Origin of the sequence: Pseudoalteromonas sp. NZS11_1, from assembly GCF_015864275.1 — a bacterium.
In the GTDB taxonomy this organism is placed as follows: Bacteria; Pseudomonadota; Gammaproteobacteria; order Enterobacterales; family Alteromonadaceae; genus Pseudoalteromonas; species Pseudoalteromonas arctica.
The window spans coordinates 61,823-78,853 of the sequence record NZ_JADYXK010000005.1 but is presented as its reverse complement, the minus strand read 5'-3'; the positions used below and the strand labels follow the sequence as shown (position 1 = coordinate 78,853).

The 17,031-nt window shown below is 38.4% G+C and carries 12 protein-coding genes; 5 read left to right on the top strand and 7 right to left on the bottom strand.

Going from position 1 to position 17,031, the window contains the following annotated elements; translation table 11 throughout:
- On the top strand, positions 1 to 1,161 hold the full coding sequence (locus tag I6F44_RS06105; RefSeq protein ID WP_197173442.1) for a DGQHR domain-containing protein: 1,161 nt from the start codon (positions 1 to 3) through the stop codon (positions 1,159 to 1,161).
- 133 nt (positions 1,162 to 1,294) lie between these two features.
- Here I6F44_RS06105 and dndE read toward each other — a convergent pair whose 3' ends face one another.
- From dndE to dndB, 4 genes are read right to left on the bottom strand one after another with little or no spacing between them, the layout of a single operon-like run.
- On the bottom strand, positions 1,295 to 1,645 hold the full coding sequence (gene dndE / locus I6F44_RS06100) for a DNA sulfur modification protein DndE (protein ID WP_197173441.1): 351 nt from the start codon (positions 1,643 to 1,645) through the stop codon (positions 1,295 to 1,297).
- 1 nt (position 1,646) lies between these two features.
- Positions 1,647 to 3,638, bottom strand: coding sequence for a DNA sulfur modification protein DndD (gene dndD, locus I6F44_RS06095; protein ID WP_197173440.1), 1,992 nt, complete (start codon positions 3,636 to 3,638; stop codon positions 1,647 to 1,649).
- Positions 3,635 to 5,260: a DNA phosphorothioation system sulfurtransferase DndC gene (locus tag I6F44_RS06090; protein ID WP_197173439.1), complete on the bottom strand. Its 1,626-nt coding sequence runs from the start codon at positions 5,258 to 5,260 to the stop codon at positions 3,635 to 3,637. The genes dndD and I6F44_RS06090 overlap by 4 nt, the downstream gene beginning before the upstream one ends.
- Positions 5,257 to 6,342: a DNA sulfur modification protein DndB gene (dndB, locus tag I6F44_RS06085; protein WP_197173438.1), complete on the bottom strand. Its 1,086-nt coding sequence runs from the start codon at positions 6,340 to 6,342 to the stop codon at positions 5,257 to 5,259. Before dndB ends, I6F44_RS06090 begins: the two co-directional genes overlap by 4 nt.
- 344 nt (positions 6,343 to 6,686) lie before the next feature.
- Between dndB and I6F44_RS06080 the strand changes: the two genes are divergently transcribed.
- Positions 6,687 to 7,148 (top strand): hypothetical protein, encoded by a 462-nt coding sequence (locus tag I6F44_RS06080; RefSeq protein WP_197173437.1) that lies wholly within the window; start codon positions 6,687 to 6,689, stop codon positions 7,146 to 7,148.
- Here I6F44_RS06080 and I6F44_RS06075 read toward each other — a convergent pair.
- Positions 7,145 to 9,214 (bottom strand): DNA phosphorothioation-associated putative methyltransferase, encoded by a 2,070-nt coding sequence (locus tag I6F44_RS06075; protein WP_197173436.1) that lies wholly within the window; start codon positions 9,212 to 9,214, stop codon positions 7,145 to 7,147. The two genes, I6F44_RS06080 and I6F44_RS06075, sit on opposite strands and share 4 nt — an antisense overlap.
- 685 nt (positions 9,215 to 9,899) lie before the next feature.
- Between I6F44_RS06075 and I6F44_RS06070 the strand changes: the two genes are divergently transcribed.
- The 3 genes from I6F44_RS06070 (at position 9,900) to I6F44_RS06060 (ending at position 12,842) form a co-directional block, all read left to right on the top strand.
- Positions 9,900 to 10,385: a hypothetical protein gene (locus tag I6F44_RS06070; RefSeq protein ID WP_197173435.1), complete on the top strand. Its 486-nt coding sequence runs from the start codon at positions 9,900 to 9,902 to the stop codon at positions 10,383 to 10,385.
- 2 nt (positions 10,386 to 10,387) lie between these two features.
- Entirely contained in the window at positions 10,388 to 11,521 is a 1,134-nt protein-coding gene (locus I6F44_RS06065) for a DUF1570 domain-containing protein (protein WP_197173434.1), read from the top strand.
- Positions 11,522 to 11,747: 226 nt separating this feature from the next.
- Complete coding sequence (locus I6F44_RS06060) at positions 11,748 to 12,842, top strand: Fic family protein (protein WP_197173433.1); 1,095 nt, start codon at positions 11,748 to 11,750, stop codon at positions 12,840 to 12,842.
- A gap of 379 nt (positions 12,843 to 13,221) precedes the next feature.
- Here the strand turns inward: I6F44_RS06060 and I6F44_RS06055 are convergent, their stop codons facing one another.
- Together I6F44_RS06055 and I6F44_RS06050 are read right to left on the bottom strand one after the other, a co-directional pair.
- Positions 13,222 to 14,721: a phospholipase effector Tle1 domain-containing protein gene (locus I6F44_RS06055; protein WP_165735981.1), complete on the bottom strand. Its 1,500-nt coding sequence runs from the start codon at positions 14,719 to 14,721 to the stop codon at positions 13,222 to 13,224.
- 110 nt (positions 14,722 to 14,831) lie between these two features.
- Positions 14,832 to 16,928: a cupric reductase gene (locus I6F44_RS06050; protein ID WP_197173432.1), complete on the bottom strand. Its 2,097-nt coding sequence runs from the start codon at positions 16,926 to 16,928 to the stop codon at positions 14,832 to 14,834.
- Positions 16,929 to 17,031 lie beyond the last annotated feature (103 nt).

The window sequence follows — 17,031 nt, the reverse complement described above, 5'->3', positions numbered from 1 at the left end:
GTGCCAAATATAAAAGCTAATTACTTGAAGGTAACGCAGCCAATTGGTGATTTTTACTGTTGCGTGATGAAAGCTTGTGACCTCTATAATATCTCGTATTCAGATGTGCGCTCACTTCATAATGAAGCAGAGGATGGTGTAGGTACTTACTTAGGAATACAGAGAAATTTAAGCCCAACTAGGGTGAAGAAAATAAAGGAGTATGTTTTATCTGTTGATGCAACCTTCCCTAATTCGATAATTATATCAATGCCTGAAAAGTATATTACATTAAAGGATAATATTTTAGCTATCAATTATGAATCTGAGAAAGAAGGTAAGGTTGCAAAGGTTTTAGACGGTCAACATAGACTCGCAGGTTTCGAAGAAAATAATGGGAAGTTTATAAATAAAGAGGGAGTTAAACAGGATTTTGAAGTTTTGGTAACAATATTTGTCGAGGCAGACCTCCATACCCAAGCACAAGTATTTACAATGGTCAATCAAAGCCAGACTAAGGTGAATAAGAGTTTGGTATATGATTTAGAGTCGTTGGCTATTGCTCGAAGTCCATACAGGACTGCTCATCAAATAGCTGTTTTAATGAATAATAGAACAGATTCTCCATTCTTTAAAAGAATAAAGAGGCTTGGAGTGAAGACTGTAGGAGTTAATGGTGAGCTTTTAACACAGGCCGCATTTGTAGAAAACCTAATAAAGTTGATCTCGAAGAAGCCTAGTTTGGATAGAGATATCTTGTTAGGAAGGAAAAAGAGCTTTATTGGGTTGAAGGAAAAGAAACTGCCTGATAATAAGAATGCTGATTATAAGCGGTTAATATTTAGAAAGAGCTTTATCGATGATGATGATTCAACAATAGCAGCTAACCTATTCAATTTTTTTACTGCTGTATCTGATAGATGGGATATAGCTTGGGATAAACAAAACTCTCAATCAGTTTTGAATAAAACGGTTGGCCTTATTGCTTTAATAAGGTTGCTAAGGGATATATATAACTATTATGTAGAGAAAAACATTTATGAGTATGGTGATGTAATATCAGAAAATGATTTTGCTAAGATATTAGTCAATATAAAGGTTCAGAGCGACTTTTTTGAGAGTGTAGATGCGGTATCTAAATCGTCTGGTTATATTTATAAACATTTATCAGCTGGAATATAAATAAAAGAGTGGTGGCTCTCGCCACCACTCTTTATTAGATATAGCTTCCAACAGAGTGAAAAATCGGGGTAGTAGGAGTTTTTTCGTATGGAGCTACACCAGTTTTTTTATCTTATTGGTACCTATTCCTGCTTCATAAGTCACCTACCAAAGGTAATAGAGATTTATGGTTTCTTATTGCAGAAACTCCATCCTCAACATGTGCTGCCCATGCTGTTTGTAATTCTTTATCAGAATACTCAGGGTAGCGCTGTTTAAGTAATAGTTCAGTCACCATTTGGGTTTTACCTAACCACGTAAATTTATCGAGCTTAAGGCTACCAGAGAGCTTGTAGTCTTTTTCTTTATTGAATATAAACCCCTTTTCGATAGAACGAAAAAATGCGATACGGGCTGCTACGTTTGGTGTAACGCCTGTTTTGCCTTTTAGGGTTTGAAGCTGTTCTTCAACGGCTTTTTTTAGCCACATTGTTTGTGGGAGCATGTTATTTCGCCTCCTGTGCAAGCTCGGCCCAAAAGTAACCTTCTCGCAGGGTTGAACAATTAGTATGTTGGTTAAATTCAATTTCGAACGCGTGAGACACTTTATGCTCAATAGCTTGATAAAAGTCTTCGTCTACTTCGGTATCGGTTGAAAGCAGTATTACTTGCTCACTAGCTTCTGGGAAGTAATGCTTAATAAGCTTATCGCGGTGTTTTGAATCTAAGCGACCAAGTGGTGTATCTACCACTACTGGCAATACTTTACCCGATAGTTTGCCAAGTGCCTCTAAAATAGCAAAAGCAAATATTTGCTTTTCACCTGCCGACATTGATTTACGGTTAATAATAACGCCTTCGGCATCGACTAGGTTTACGTCAAAGCTGGTTGGGTCTATTTTAGCAGAGAGCTTTAAATCTTCTTTACGGGCAAGCTTACGGTACGCTTTTATAAATAACTCTTCTAGCTGGGTTACGCGCAGCTCTGTAAGGGCGTGTTTAAAGTCTTGCAATACATATTGGCTAAGCTCAACACGCTCAACGGCTTTGTCGGCTGAGTGGTTATTTTTTAGTTTGGCGTAATCTTTTTCAAGACGCTTTGCGAGCTCTAGCTCTTTGCCTTTGTGCTCTTTAGCTTTAAGTAGTTCGCTTATGTATTCTTTACTTGTTGTATCGCGTTGCTTTTCAAGCTCGCGCAATGACGAGTACAGCTTATGTAAATCGGCGGCATCGGGTGCTCGCTCAATATTTATTGAAAGCGAGCTTAGTTTATTTTGTGTTTCGCTAAGAGCTGATGATAGCTCTTTTATTAGTGCTTGCGACTGTGAAGCCTCTGTAACTTGTGAGTTTATAAGTGCAAATTCAGAGTCTGAAATATCAAGCTGTGGCTCGGCAAGTGCGGTTTGATTTACAAGCTGACCAAAGTAACTATTTACCGTTGCCATTATGTCGTTGCTTTGGGTATCGAACTTTTGGTTAAGTGTGCTTTCTAGGTTTGGTAACGCTTGTACGAGCTCGTTACCAAAGGCTTTGGCTTGCTTAATTTGCTGATCGCTGGTTAGCTGCTCAATTAAGTTTTGCATTGCCGTTGGCGCAAGCGCCATTGGTAGGCTACCGCTTAGCTCTTGGCGTATTTTAGCGGTTAACTCTTTTTCAAGCTCAATAAGATCGGAAGCCTGTGCTTGTTCTTGATCTTTTGTTTTAGCCCATGCACCACCTTGTGCTTGTATATCATGCTCTTTAGCGGCTATTTTCTTTTTAAGCTCAGTTAAGTATGCGCCAATACTATCGGCTTTGTCTCTTGTTGCATTTACTTGCTGGGTAATTTGGTGTTTTTGCTCTTCTGCCGCTTTAATTTTTTTAAGTGTGTCTTTATCAGCGGTTTCTGCACCTAAGCCTTTTAAGTAAATATCAAGATCGTTGCTTAGGCGGTTTATAATGTCGATACCTAGCAGTTTTTGTACGGCCTCTTTTAAGTAAGAGCCGGTATCGTCTTCTGCAAGTTCTGCTATTTTTTCACCATCAAAAAAGAATAAATCGCCAATTCCAGGTGGTACTATTTCATGCAAAAACGCTTGTACTTGCTCTGAGTTTAATGAGCTATCTTGCTCGCCATTAATAGTAAGCGTTAACTTTTCATCGCCCTCAAGTTGCCATTTACGGGTTACTTCGTAAAGGTTATGCACACCTTGATGCGTATGAGAAAAGCTAAGCGTTATGCAACCCTCAGCATCTTGCTGGGCTTTGGTAGCCGTTTTATTGGTTTGCTCGTTTAAGTAGCTTAGGTAATCTTTTTTAGTAATTACGGCACCAAGTGCACGTTTACCTAATAATGCTAAGCGAATCGCGGTAAGAATAGACGTTTTACCTGCACCGTTTAAACCACCAAATAAAATAATAGGGCGTTCAAATACGCCTTCTTTACGCGGGTTTAGGTCTATGATGGTTTGCCCATTAAAAACCCGAAAGTTATTTAGGGTGAGTGTTTTAAAAATCATTCTATGCCCTCAGCTTTGAGCAGTGCAGTAATTTGTTTTAGGTCGTCTTCTAGCGCTTTAACTTCGTTACTTTGGCGCATTTGGCTTTGACGAATATCTAAATTAGACGCAATAATGGTTTCGGCGCTTTCCCAATCTTGCTGAATTAGACGACCAATACGGTTAAAAATGCCTGTACGGCGAGCAAGACCGCTCATAGCTGTTTCTATGTCTATTAGCTTTTTGATCATGTGTGGCGATACGCCATGCTTAGGTGCTATATCGTTCAGCAGTTGCCCTTCGCTCAAGCTAAATTGGTTAGAGTCGTCTATTGTCCAGTCGAGTTTTACGCCAAGTGCATCAAATACAATGCCTGGTAATGTGTCGTCCCAATCTGGCTCGTTAGGATCGTTTAACCATTCGTGCCTCACTGCGTGTAATTCTTCAACGGTTATTACTTCTACATCGCGACCTTGGTCGTTAAACTGTTTTTGAATATTAAGCAGTAAACGCATAGCATGTTGGCGATATTTTAATTTGTAAGGACCCGTTGTGTAGTCGTCTGTAAGTACGCGCTCTTTGTCTTCTTTTAGCGTTTTAAATGCTAAACGACCGTCGCGCCTAATGTGGTTGCGGTATTTCTTTTTAAGTTTAGGCGATGTACTACGCGATAAAATATTACGATACTTGAGTAATGGCGTCATCCATTGCTCGCCATTTTGAATGAGGCTTTCCATCGCGCGATCACGGGTTACTACGGTACATGTCCAACAACCAAAGCGTGAGTTACCACACGATGGTGTGGTTTCATCTATAACCATTGGGCATTCGCCCTGTCCAGATGAATCTTTGTATAAATTCCACAGTATGAGGTTTTTGCCGCCCCATGGGTTTTCCCATTCTAGGTCGTATTTATCAAACCATTTATTTTTAATACCGTATGGTGTTTCTTCGGTTTTTAAATGGCAAAGGCGTAGTATTTTCCACACATCGTCAACACTCCATGTATCTATTGGTGTATAAATAAAAGCGTTGCTTAAGGTTGTGTGTACAGCTAAGTCTGAGCCATCAATTTTATGTTTTTTAATTACTTGCGCACGTGATGCGCTTTCTTGTGAGCGTGAGCCTAATACAACAATTACTTCGTCGTATTCGCTTACGCGCTCTTTAATAAAAGAGCTTACAGGGTCGATTTTCATTCGCTCTGTACACCAACGAAAGTTACGCGTTGGAGCTGGGTAGCCTTTACCTAATAAGTTAGCCCAAAATGTATTATTCGATTTTGGTACCACTTTATGAGAGGTAATTGGAAGACCTTCTCGTTTAGCGCCTTCTTCAATTAATCTTAGTGATCTATCTACGTGATCAACCACCATTGGGGTTTCTACTAAGGTGTCTGATGCGACTACAAATACTGGCTTGTGGCGATCTTCTGGTTTTAAGCCAAGCAAAGCAAAATAAATTAGGGTCATTACTGCTGACGAGTCTTTACCACCGCTATAGCCAAGTACCCATGGACGTTTGTCGGCAAGATATACACGCTGTGTGTCGGCTACAAAGTTATGTAGTTGGCTGCCTGCAAACGATTCGTTTTCGATAAATTCGATGTAATCTTGTAGGTCGTGCTGGTTTAATAATTTCATGCGTTCAAATATTCTTTTTCTTTTAGTACATCGTTTTTTGAAAGAGGTAAGCCTATTTCACGTTTAATTTGCATGCTTGTAAGGAAAATATTGCTCATTGCTTTTGATAACCTGCCATGTTGCATTGCTCTGTGAGCCCAAGCTTGATTGCTTTTAAGCCAGTTAATATTGGCTATTAATTTAAGTTTTGTTTGTTTTTCAGAATCACTTAGTTTGATTAAGTCTCTACCAACTAAGGCTAATGCTTGAAGCCCAATACCATGAGCTGAGATATATTCTTGGCGAAATTCTGCAGCAGAAAGCTGTTTGTTTTGTACTTGTATCCATTCCGGCATATAAATATTTAGCAATTCCCAAAACTTTGCGGCTACTTGCCTTTCATCTTCATTAAAGCCTTCTTTAGTACCTTTACCAAGTAAAACGCGGTTTGCTTGCTTGATACCACTAAGGGTAAATAGTTTACTACTTTTAACGGCAATTGTAGAGCGTTCAAATTCGGTAAAGCCAGCAAAAGGCTTTGTATTTAAAGCTAAATATCGTGCAAGCTCTGATGCTTGATCGCGATGATCGTACATTGTACCAAGCGATGGACTTGGACGTACTGCGTATTTATTTAAATCGGCAAACATTTGCTGGCTGCGCTTTAGGCCTTCGTCTACAAAAAACAAAACAGCAATGTTGTCTTGGCTTAGCTCTGGGCGCTCTTTTAGGGCTTCTTCAATAGCTGCGCGACGGTGTTGGCCATCGTTTATTAATATTTGCGCATCCATTGGCACTTTTAAACTACCAATATTGCTGTTTTTTTCTACTTCTATAAAGTCGATTTCGGCGCCAATAGAAGCTGTAATTGCAGAAAAAACATAATCGTGAGGTGACTCAACTAAGTAACGAGCCATTTCGGGAATGCGACTTTTATTAAGTGTACGCTGGGCTCTTAGCTCAACGGGAACTTCTTCTTCGTCATACATAAAGATTTTTGGTATGAGCCTCAAAGGGCAAGTTGCTATGTAAAAAGGTTTGCCCGCTTGCTGACCGCGAACTGCGGGGAAACTGTAGCAGTAATTGTTTTCAAGGTTGCTCATAATTCAATCTCATTACGTAAGGTACGTAATATTATTACGTACCTTACGTAATAAATACAGTTTTTATTGTTTCGTTAAATGCAACTTTTTACTAGTTCCTTGTTATGAAAGAATTTATTTTTTAAAAAACTTATCCCCTTTTAATTCTACAGCCCAATATTCAAACACCTTTTACAGTATAAGCCAATTGGGCCATTCTTTTTTGGGTACACCTTCAAGTATGTTAGTTATTTTATTTTCGAATAGCATTAATTATATATTTAAAGGCAATGCTATTATTTCAATTACGAAGTGTATACATTATCGATAAAACTAATAACAATGTTGCTGAGTAATTACAGATTATGAGAAACACTGAGTTATTAAAAAAGCTAGAAAAACATAAAACTCTTGATAATTACAACATCAAAATTCAAGCCATTGATAATTTGAAAAACAAAGAACTTTTACCTAAATCAATTATTGAGTTTTATAGAGAGATTGGTTTATTAGAAGTTGGAACAAAAAGCGATTATTTGATAGTAGATATATTTGAACCTGTTTTTTATCACGAATGTGATTATTTTGACTTAAATACAGAGGCTCTATTTTTTGATTTGGACGAAAAACACCTATTAAAAAATATATTAATATTAGGTGTTGATATTTATGGCATTCTTATTGGTTACGATATAACAGCAAAAACCGAAAGTATTGCACTTTCGTGCGAAGACGTGACTAATCAAGGCTTTGATAAATCTTCTTTAATATCTTATGTCGAGTCGATTTTGACGATGGATGAAAAATATCAAAACATTACTGTTTAGGGGGTTTTATTAACTTTATAAAATTTATCTCCCTTTAATTCAACACCCCAATAGTCAAAAACTTTGAGTAAAACAAGCCAGTTAGGCCACTCTGCTTTGGGTACGCCCTTGAGCATGTCAGCTAGCTTTTTATCAAATCGTTGTTGGCTTTTATATTCATTACTGCTTTTTAGTAAATAATCTAGTTTGTTATAAAGCGGCTGTAGCGGGTAGTCACTTCCGTAAAAAAAGTAGTCGATATCTTGCTCTAGCATTTTAACTTTTATTCGCTCGGTAAGTAGTGGGAGCTTTTTATTAAAATCATCGTATTTTAAAAAAGTAACTTTGCCGGATCGCATGTGTACTTTTGCTAAATCTACGTCGTCAATATCACCATATAGTTGTACAGCACAGCCTATGTAAACACGCAGTATTGCCGGAAGTTGGTTTAAAAAACGGGTAGGTAAAATATATGAGTGGTTGTCGTGCATTTTCCCCTGCTGAATTTGCTCGTAAGCTTGGTAACATGCATTTCCAATATTGGCAGGATCAGCAATTGAAAAGAGTAGTTTTTTAGCTTGCTCAAGCGCTTGGTTATAATCATTAAAGTGAACTTTTAAATCCCGCGTTAGCCTTGCAGGCATATGACTTTTAGCTTGGCGTTTACCAAATAAGCTAAGTGCAAAGTAAACGAGTAAATCGTCTTTGCGTTTTTGTTGTGCTTGCTCAAATTCATTTTGTTCATAGTAATTTTGTAGCAAGTTAAATGCTTTGTTGTGGCTGGCAAAGTATTTGCGCAGTGTTGTGCTTTGCTCAAACTCATCGTTTGCAGGTAAACGACCAAAGTGGAGGCAATGCTGCCAAAAATCATCAAGTAGGGTTTGGTGTTTTTCAAATAAGGTTTTTTGTTGTGCTTTAGGTAACGCCTTTGGTTGCGCTTTTTGTGTTATATGCTGCCAATTATAATTTTGAAATTGTAGCTCTAGGTGGTGTGCTTCTTCTAACTGTGGGCATTTAAAAATAGCAATTATGCCTTGCCCAAATGCCATGGTTTTAACGCTTAGGGTTTGCTCTATATAAGCTCTTATTTGTGCTTGGCTATAGTATTTTTGAAACGTGTTCCACTTGGTAATTATGCCGTCTTTATAGGGTTTAAAATGTTCTTGTTTAGCTTCGTTAGCTAACATCACCGACACTAGAAGTAGCTGATTTGTGTGCTTGTAAGCGTTTTTTAGCGTTTCGGTACGCTCATGTACGTTTTCGATTACGTTAAGTACAAACCCTAAATTAACTATATCGCTATTTTGTTTACACCCATTGGGGCGGTGCACTGGGTCCCATGCATTTATATTTAATCCATGAGCTTCAAGCTCTGTAGCATCGTCTGCTAGCCCGCACCCATAATCGAGTATTGAATAGTCTCCATTCAAATAACCGTATTTAGCGAGTTTTTGAAAAGGAGCAGAAAGCCTATCGCGATTTATTGCGGTTAAATGACGCTGTATTTTTTGTGGCTCATGTTCAATTACTGGTTTTGGTAGTTCTGCTACTTTATGGAGCCGTCCTTGCTCATCAAGCTTATAGCCTTTACGCTTTATTAAGTTATGCCACTGTTGTTTAAAACCAATGCTTTTAGTGTTTTGGTATAAGCCTATTTGTTCACCTTCGTTTGTTATTTTTTTAAAGGCGTTGTAGTTATTGTTGGAGGGCAAAATAAATGTTTCTTTTCGGTGCAATATAGGTGGGTTATCCGAATTGCTATAGTTTGTTGTTTTTATTGTTAGCTCTGCCGCGTCGATTGTATAACTAGTATGAAGTGCAGGGTAAGCGTATTCATCAAAATTAGGGTAGTTAAGTAGTGTAAATTTTAAGTCGTGTTTGTAGAGTTTTAGTAAGTTCCACGGCTCATTAATATTTAATTGGTTTATAGTGCTCTGAATAAAGCTTAGTAGCTCTGGCTGAAGTACTGTTTCAAGCGAGCTTTTATGTAAATAAATAGCGGTAGGTAATGATTTACCATGTTTAAGTTTTTTAACTAAGTCACGGTATTTAGGAAAGCTTAATGATGAGGGTAAATTGGAATCCATTAAATTGACTCGAGCAGCTAAGATAATTAAATATACATAAGGCTTTTAATAACAACAAATTTGCAGGCAAGTGCTGAGTTAAATCCCCCCGTGATCACATCCGAAATTTAATTAATGATGGGTAATTAACAGTATGGCGGAATTTTGTACCCGACAAATTCCAAGTACCTAAATCCCTTTAGGCAATGCTGTTAAAAGCGTAGCTTGGCCACGGATGGCCTATCTACGCTGATTACGTTCATATCATTAATTTAAATTGAGGAAATAGTGTGATCCTCGGGGCGCCGAGAGATTCCAAAGAGAAGTCGGCGGTTACTTCTCTTTGGTTGCCATCGCCAATGCGATATAAGTAAATTATTTTAAAAGCTTCACTTTTCGCGCGAGCAAGCTGGGCGCCTATAGGTGTTTAGGTGAGCTTTGCTTGTTGATTGACGTAATGAGCTAGTTACTAAAGAGCTAGTTACTAAAGAGAAAGTGCGATGTAAAATCGCACCTACGGTTTTGTTGAGTGCGGTGGTTTAAATTATTGTGGGTGAAGTTTTATACCTCGCGCGCTTTATAAAAACCAAGGCGCAAGATGAGCTACCACCTAAAGCTTTAATTTTGCTTTTGGATTAGTAATGTTGATGTGTATTTTCACATTTATAGGTACACTATTTTGAAGTGTTAATTCAGGTAATGAATAATGATTAAATGGATCTTACTGGTATTTATTTGCGCATTTACAACTTTTCTTCAAGCTGGTGAGGCTTACACACAAGCCCAATGCGATAGCATTAAAAAGCAGCGCGAAACTATTCGGTCTCAATTTAGAAGTGGCTACAGCACTAAAGAAGGTGAGCGCTTAACTGCGCGCGATAAAGCGCTATTTACCTTACTTGCTAATCACTGCAGTAAGCCTAAAAAGAGTGGTAGCGCTTATCAGGCTGCTTCTCCTACCCCAACTCGTACGCCTAATAGCAATTGGTTACTCAATCAAAAAGTATCAAACATGTCTTTGCACAGCGATAGCTATAAAGATGCCGCTAAGCTTGATGCTTGGTCAAAGTTTTATAAATTGCCTAAACGTTGCCGTAAAAAAGGGATGGGGTCGGCCGATTTTGTATGGTGTAGCGAGTATCGGGGTAAGCAAAAAGAGTTGTTTGAAGTACAGTGGCAAGGGCGCCAATAAAGATGTTTAAAACAAAATTGCGCGTGGTGTTTGTATTTTTTGTGCTGCTAATTGCATCGGCCCTCATTGCCAATCATTTTACTGGGCGGGTATTTAATTATTACGATCCTATAGGCGAGGTTAAACGAATTTATAGTAGTTTATTGTCGCAGGTAGCTACTGAACCGTTAGCAACTAAACAGCTCAAAAATATAAGCACGGCTACTTTACAAAATGCATCAGTATTTGCCGATAATCATTTATCGCAAGCTAACAATACGCGCTGCGTGGATGTGTCGTTGGGGAAGGTTAAATATAAACGTAATGGCGATATATTTACGTGGACAGACAGTGACGGTGTGCCGCATTTTAGTGATAAAAAACCGGACTTTGCAGTAGCAACTTACGATACTGGTTTTATTGAACCGTTAGATTACTTTGACCTCACTTTAAATACGCCTAATTTACCTTCGTCATTTAACCAAGAGTTACGCATAAAACTTAATACTGTATTTAAAGTATACGGGCAGATTATTGGCGTGCATGCACTTAAAAAGGTAAAGCTTAATTTAACGGTATTGCCTACGCGCAGCGCTTATGAGGCCGCAATTAAGCAACGCAGTGCTGACCCTACAAACACTGCGGGTATGTATTTTCACGCGAGTAATTCTGCTTTTATTCATTATGATAATGCACACAGTGCAATGCGAACTGCGGTACATGAGGCAGTGCACGCCATTAATAAAGCAGTGCTAGGTTATACGCCGAGATGGTTTAATGAGGGATTTGCTGAATACTTTGAGCTTACTAAAAATAATATGCAAATGGCTATTGTTGAGCCGAATAGTTCATGGACTAAAAATAACAATATTACTAAAAGTGTATTTTTAATTGATTCGTTAGTGGGTTTGGATGACTCGTGGAAAAAAGGTGATACCAGTAAGCTGTATGCAAGCAGTTGGGCTGCAATTTACTTTTTAATGGATACTCAAGCAGGGAGATCGTTACTTAAGAATATAATGCTTGCTGAGCAAGAGTTCCTCTGTAATAAGTTATCTGAAAAGCAATTAAAAACGATGATGTATAAGCAATTTCCTAATCTTAATCGTGAATATTCCCAGCGGTTAAAAAAGCCTTTAAAAGCGCATATATTTTAAATAAGGTAAAAGTTTAAAAGCTTCGCTTTTGTTGAATGTGGTGTTTATATTGATGTAGGTGAGGTTTTATACCTTGCTTAAAAATACATTTTTTACCACAGGAAAGTGAATTATTGTTTTGTGTAACGCTTAAAAGTAATGAGGCAATTAACTCTACTATTCGCCTCATTGCATGAGGCAATTAAATAACATAGACTGAAGTTAATTAACTTTAGGACTAAAGACTATGTGGATATGGCAACAGCAAAACTGGCCAAACTTTACGTGGGATGCTGCGGCGCTTGCGCCTTTACTAAGGGATCTTTCATATAATCAAGGTTTATTAGTAGGGCGTATGGGCGTGCAAAGCGCTCAACAAAAGCAGCATGCCCTTGATACTTTACTTGCAAATATTATTCACTCCAGTGCGATTGAGGGCGAAAAGCTTAATGCATTTTCGGTTCGCTCTTCACTTGCTAAAAAGCTCAATATTAATGAGCAACCTTACCCAACAACAGTGCAAAGCGATAATCTTGCAGAGATTATGCTTGATGCAATAAATAACACAGATACACCGCTTAATTTAGAGCGAGTGATTAATTGGCATCGCTTATTGTTTGCAGGTGAGCAAAGCTTATTTACTAAAATTGAGGGCGGGCAATTGCGTGGTGACGAGCCAATGCAAGTGGTGTCGGGGCGCTTAGATAAACCGGTATTACATTTTACGGCGCCTCCTAAAGAGCGAGTAAATAAAGAGCTTTCGCTATTTTTTAACTGGTTTAACAAAACGCAAAACGATCCTCAAATAGACCCTTTTATTCGGGCAGCTATCGCACATTTATGGTTTGTAACAATACACCCACTTGAGGATGGTAATGGGCGTATTACACGGCTTATAACCGACCTGGCATTAGCGCAAGAACATGCTGAGTCAATTCGGTTTTACGCTATGTCGGTGGCTATTTTAGAAGACAGAAAAAGCTACTACGAGGTGCTTGAAGCCACTCAACGTGGAGATCTTTGTATTACCCAATGGGTTAAATGGTTTTTATGTACGCTTAATAATGCGATACACCATACGCTTAATAATATTGAGCAAACAATTTTTAAAACCAATTACTGGGCAAGTAAAGATCAAACAAAGCTAGGTGAGCAGCAAGTAAAAGTGCTTAATAAGTTACTTGATGGCCAATTTGAACAGGGTATTAGTGCGAGTCAGTATCAAAAGGTGGCTAAGGTTAGCCGTGCAACCGCAACACGCCATTTATCGGACTTGCAAACGCTTGAGTTTTTAACAAAAACCGCCGCAGGTGGGCGTAGTACACGTTACAAAATTGCCTAATGAGGCAATTACACATATTGTTTGCCTCATTGTGTGAGGCGAATAGGTGTTTGAATTGTTGTAGGTGAGGTTTTATACCTCGCTTAATGTTTTTATAAAGCCAAAGCGCGATGTAAAATCGCATCTACCATTTAAAAGCTTCGCTTTTCGCGCGAGCAAGCTTTGCGCCTACAGGAGTTTAGGCGGGCTTTGTAGCGTTGATTGGGAGTTATGAGCCTGAATTACTAGAGGGCAAAGCGCGATGTAAAATCGCACCTACGGGTTTGTTGAGTGCGGTGGTTTAATTATTGTAGGTGAGGTTTTATACCTCGCGGGTGTTTTTATAAAGCCAAAGCGCGATGTAAAATCGCATCTTCAATTTAAAAGCTTCGGTTACCTCTTATCCCAGCCGCGTTACTTTCACTTTTATTTTACCTGCATTAGCGCCATAAAAGCGGCTTAGGTCGTTTGCAAACGGACAAAACTCGCCTGATTTATCTATTTTAATGTCGGCGCCGTTAGCTATTTCAAAAAGGTGGTCGTCGTTTTTATTTATAGCACCAATGAGTGAAAACCATTGTGCGCGAGGAAATCGTCTAAATGGTTCGAGTACGGCCATTGGGATTTCTTTTACGCCAAGTTGTACGTTGTCGCGGTTCCAGCCTAATGGCGTGCACTTTATGCCATCGTCAAACCAGTATTGATTTGGGTATGGGGTAAAGCGGTACGTAGCGCTTTGCTCTAGCATGAGCCCGGTTGCGTTGTATTGCTCAGAGGCAAATACCATTACATCTTGGCTTTGGTTAATGCTCAGCACACTCATGTTTTGATTAGCCAGTTCTATATGTTGGCTTAAACCAATAAAGCTAAGCGTGGTGTTGTCGTTGTAGCTAATTTTGTAATGCAGTTTTTTAAGCGATTCTGGGCGATAGCTGGTTAGCTTATTAATGCGTTCGGCTACGCTGTAGTGTACTAAGGGCTCAAGGTTGCTGGCTTCGTCATCAATTAATACATAGCACTCTCTATCTACTAATTTAAAAAACGGGTTAAACCAAAAGTAATTTTGTTGATGACTTAATGCGAGCGGATCGGGCGTTACGGTTACGTCATCTTGTGCTACTAAGTTGCTATCGGGGAGTAGGGTTTCGTAATCTATATCGTGGCTAGTGAGTAAAGATATATTAAGCGGTTGTTCTATTAACCACTCAAGTGCATAGCGCAAGCTAATATCGGCTAGGCCATCGCGGTAGTAACCACCGCCAATGTCTGAATGCGCACCTGCAAACCATAGTTCGGTAATATTATTTTGATGGTTCATGAGTGTGGGTTCAAAGGCGCGGCGTTTTTCGTCAAGTGCTACGCAGTGCAGCGCGTGAGTAATGTTGTTGGCAATGGTGTGGTTTTCAAAAATAACATGCTCTGCGCCACGTGTGGCTTTACTTACTTTTGATAAGCCAATAGAGGCAACGGTATCAAACACACATATGTAAACATTATCAGCAACTAAAGGTTCTAGGATTTTGGCAAAACGCCTTGCAAGTGCAGCGCCTCGGCTAAAACCCGTTAGCAGTATGGTATCGCCTAGTTGATAGTGAGCTTTAAAGTCGCTTAATGCTTGATTTAAAATACTGGCTACGTCGTCACCACGAGGTGCAAGAGTTTGGTTTAAAATACGTTTAAGGCGGCTGCCTTTAGTACCAATACCTTGATAATAAAAACTGAGTTGGTTAGCAAAAGGAGTAATAGGGGAGTCTTCTAATTTACCGCCAAGCAGTAAATGCAGTTTTAGAATGTTGGTAATATTAGAGTCTTCTTTAAAATGATCTGAGCTAAATTGTTCTGCGTCACGGGGCTCGTTTCCTGTGCCGTCAAAGTTAAAAATTAGCGTTTTACCTGTCATAACCCAATTCCCTTAGTTGTTTTAAATACTCTACACAGACAATGTTAAATATTAAAGACAATATTCATCAGGTAATGACGAGCTAATTTATGGCTCGCCTGCTATGAAGATCAGTGATTATAAAAAGTATAGCTATTTAACGTTGTTTCCTCTAATGGTTTAAGCGCAGAGTTAAGTTGTACTAACTGCTGATAAACTTCAGGATAAAATGTTTTTAATCGGGCAACGCGAGAAAAGTGGTTTGGTTCAAATTTTTCAACAAGCTGCAAAGCTAAAGGAACCATTGGGCTTAACTCACCTTGGGTGTAGCTTTGTTCTAGCGCTAAGTCTAGTATATCTACGCCAAGTTTACTGGGAACAGTCGGTATTTTGTTATCAATTAGAAATTGGACTGCCTCGACAGAAGACGACGCAGCTTGTGTATAAACGTCGCGTCCATGTATATCGGTAATCGAAAAATCAAAACCAAGTTGTGCAAGTTCTTGCCATTGACTAAGCGGAATCCAGCTTAGTCTAACCAACTCTGTTGGAGGGATAGGTAGCGTTCGACTATTCCAAATAGGCACTAAGTCATATGGATTCTTAAGTAACCTAATAAATAGCACGTTTGTCTCTGTTTGATTTAGTGGAGTTGTCTGGCTGTATTCATGTGCTTTTTGAAATTCTTTTTTAGCTAAATATTCACGAAATACACTATCGCTTCTATCTGAAGAGGTACGGCGGGCAAGAGTGTTCCACCAATAATTAACTAAAACAGGGTCTATATTTTGTAATACGTCTTCAAAGTTACTGCCATATTCTTTTCCAATTTCGCGAACTTTTGCGTAAGCGTCTCTATCTTGTATGAGCTTTTGGGTTGCAAACAGCTTTTCTGTTAATTGATTACAATTGCTTGAGGCTGAATCTAGGTCTTCTTTTTTATGTTGTAGTTCTAGTAAAAATTGAGATATTTCAGAGTTATCTGGCTCAGTTACTCTAGGCAGCATAGAGTTTTCAATTATAGAGATTTGGCTAAAGTAGAGGTAGCTTAAAGGGTTTGTTTGCTCACTAATAAAGGTACCTTGTTGATATTTAAATTTGTTTTCAAAAAGTAGAGTCTTATCTGATGAATTTTTATAATTAAACTCACCATGGGCTTTATATCCTTCGGCGATTAAGTAATCCAGCATATCAGTCTTACTTTTATCTAAATCCTCTAAAGTTAAGTTTCCGTTTTTAGGTAAATTAATTATGGCAATATCTAACGCTGTAAATAGGCCTACCTTATTGGTTGGTGAGACTCCTGCTTGTTTTAATGCTTTTACTAAGGGTAAATTAAATTGGCTAATAGCTAAATCGGCTAAGTTATATAAAACGGTAAAATTGTCATAAATAGGCATATCATTAAGTGAAGGTACTTGCTCCATTAGCGCAAAAATATACTCATTAGGTAGACCGTTATTTATAGCTACTGCGAGTTCATTTACCGTAAATTGATTTACTGCAATTACATGCTCAAATTCGTCAATTGAAAGTTTATTTGCATTGAGCATAAGTAGCGTGGCGGGAGAGATAACATTACTACCTTCAATACGAATAAACGACTGCAAATAAGTGGTAAACGTGTCGGAATTGTTTAATAGCGCATAGAGGGTTTCTTTTTTTACATTTTCATCAAGTGGAACGTTAAATGTTAAACCAGCAGGGCTTTGGGTAGCCGAACCTAACTGCTGCACTATCTCTTTTACTTTATCACTGGTGAAATTTTGAATAGCTTCAATGCCTTGCCAGTCAGCTAAAATAGCTATGCTTTCAATTATTTTATAGTCTTTTTTTTGTTTATCTTTAATCGCTTCTTTAAGTAGCGTTGTATATGACTGATAAGATGCCTCATACAAACCTGAATACATTAATAGGTCGGCGACAGAAGTACCTTTGTTGAGCTCATTTTTAAAAAATGAAGTAAGCGATTGATTTATTTCATTTATTTTTTGGGCTTTATCAGCCGATTTATTTTTACAAAGGCTAATCTCGTATTTTAGTTTTACTACTTTCTGTTGTGGGGATGCTTGAACGATCTGCTTTTGTTGTTTTATTTTGGGCTGAACTATATTTGAGGCAGGTTTTAAATTTTGCTTTACTACTGATGAGCTGGATTGAGCTATAAATATATAAGTTGCCAATACAACCGTAGCAATGGCAATAAGCGCCAGGGGTCCTTTTTTCATAAACGTTAATCCTTTAGGTTCACTATTTCAATTATCCACATGGTACTATTTTAGATACTAATAGTGTAAGAGGCTTTAATAAAGTATTAATTTATTAAAGCCA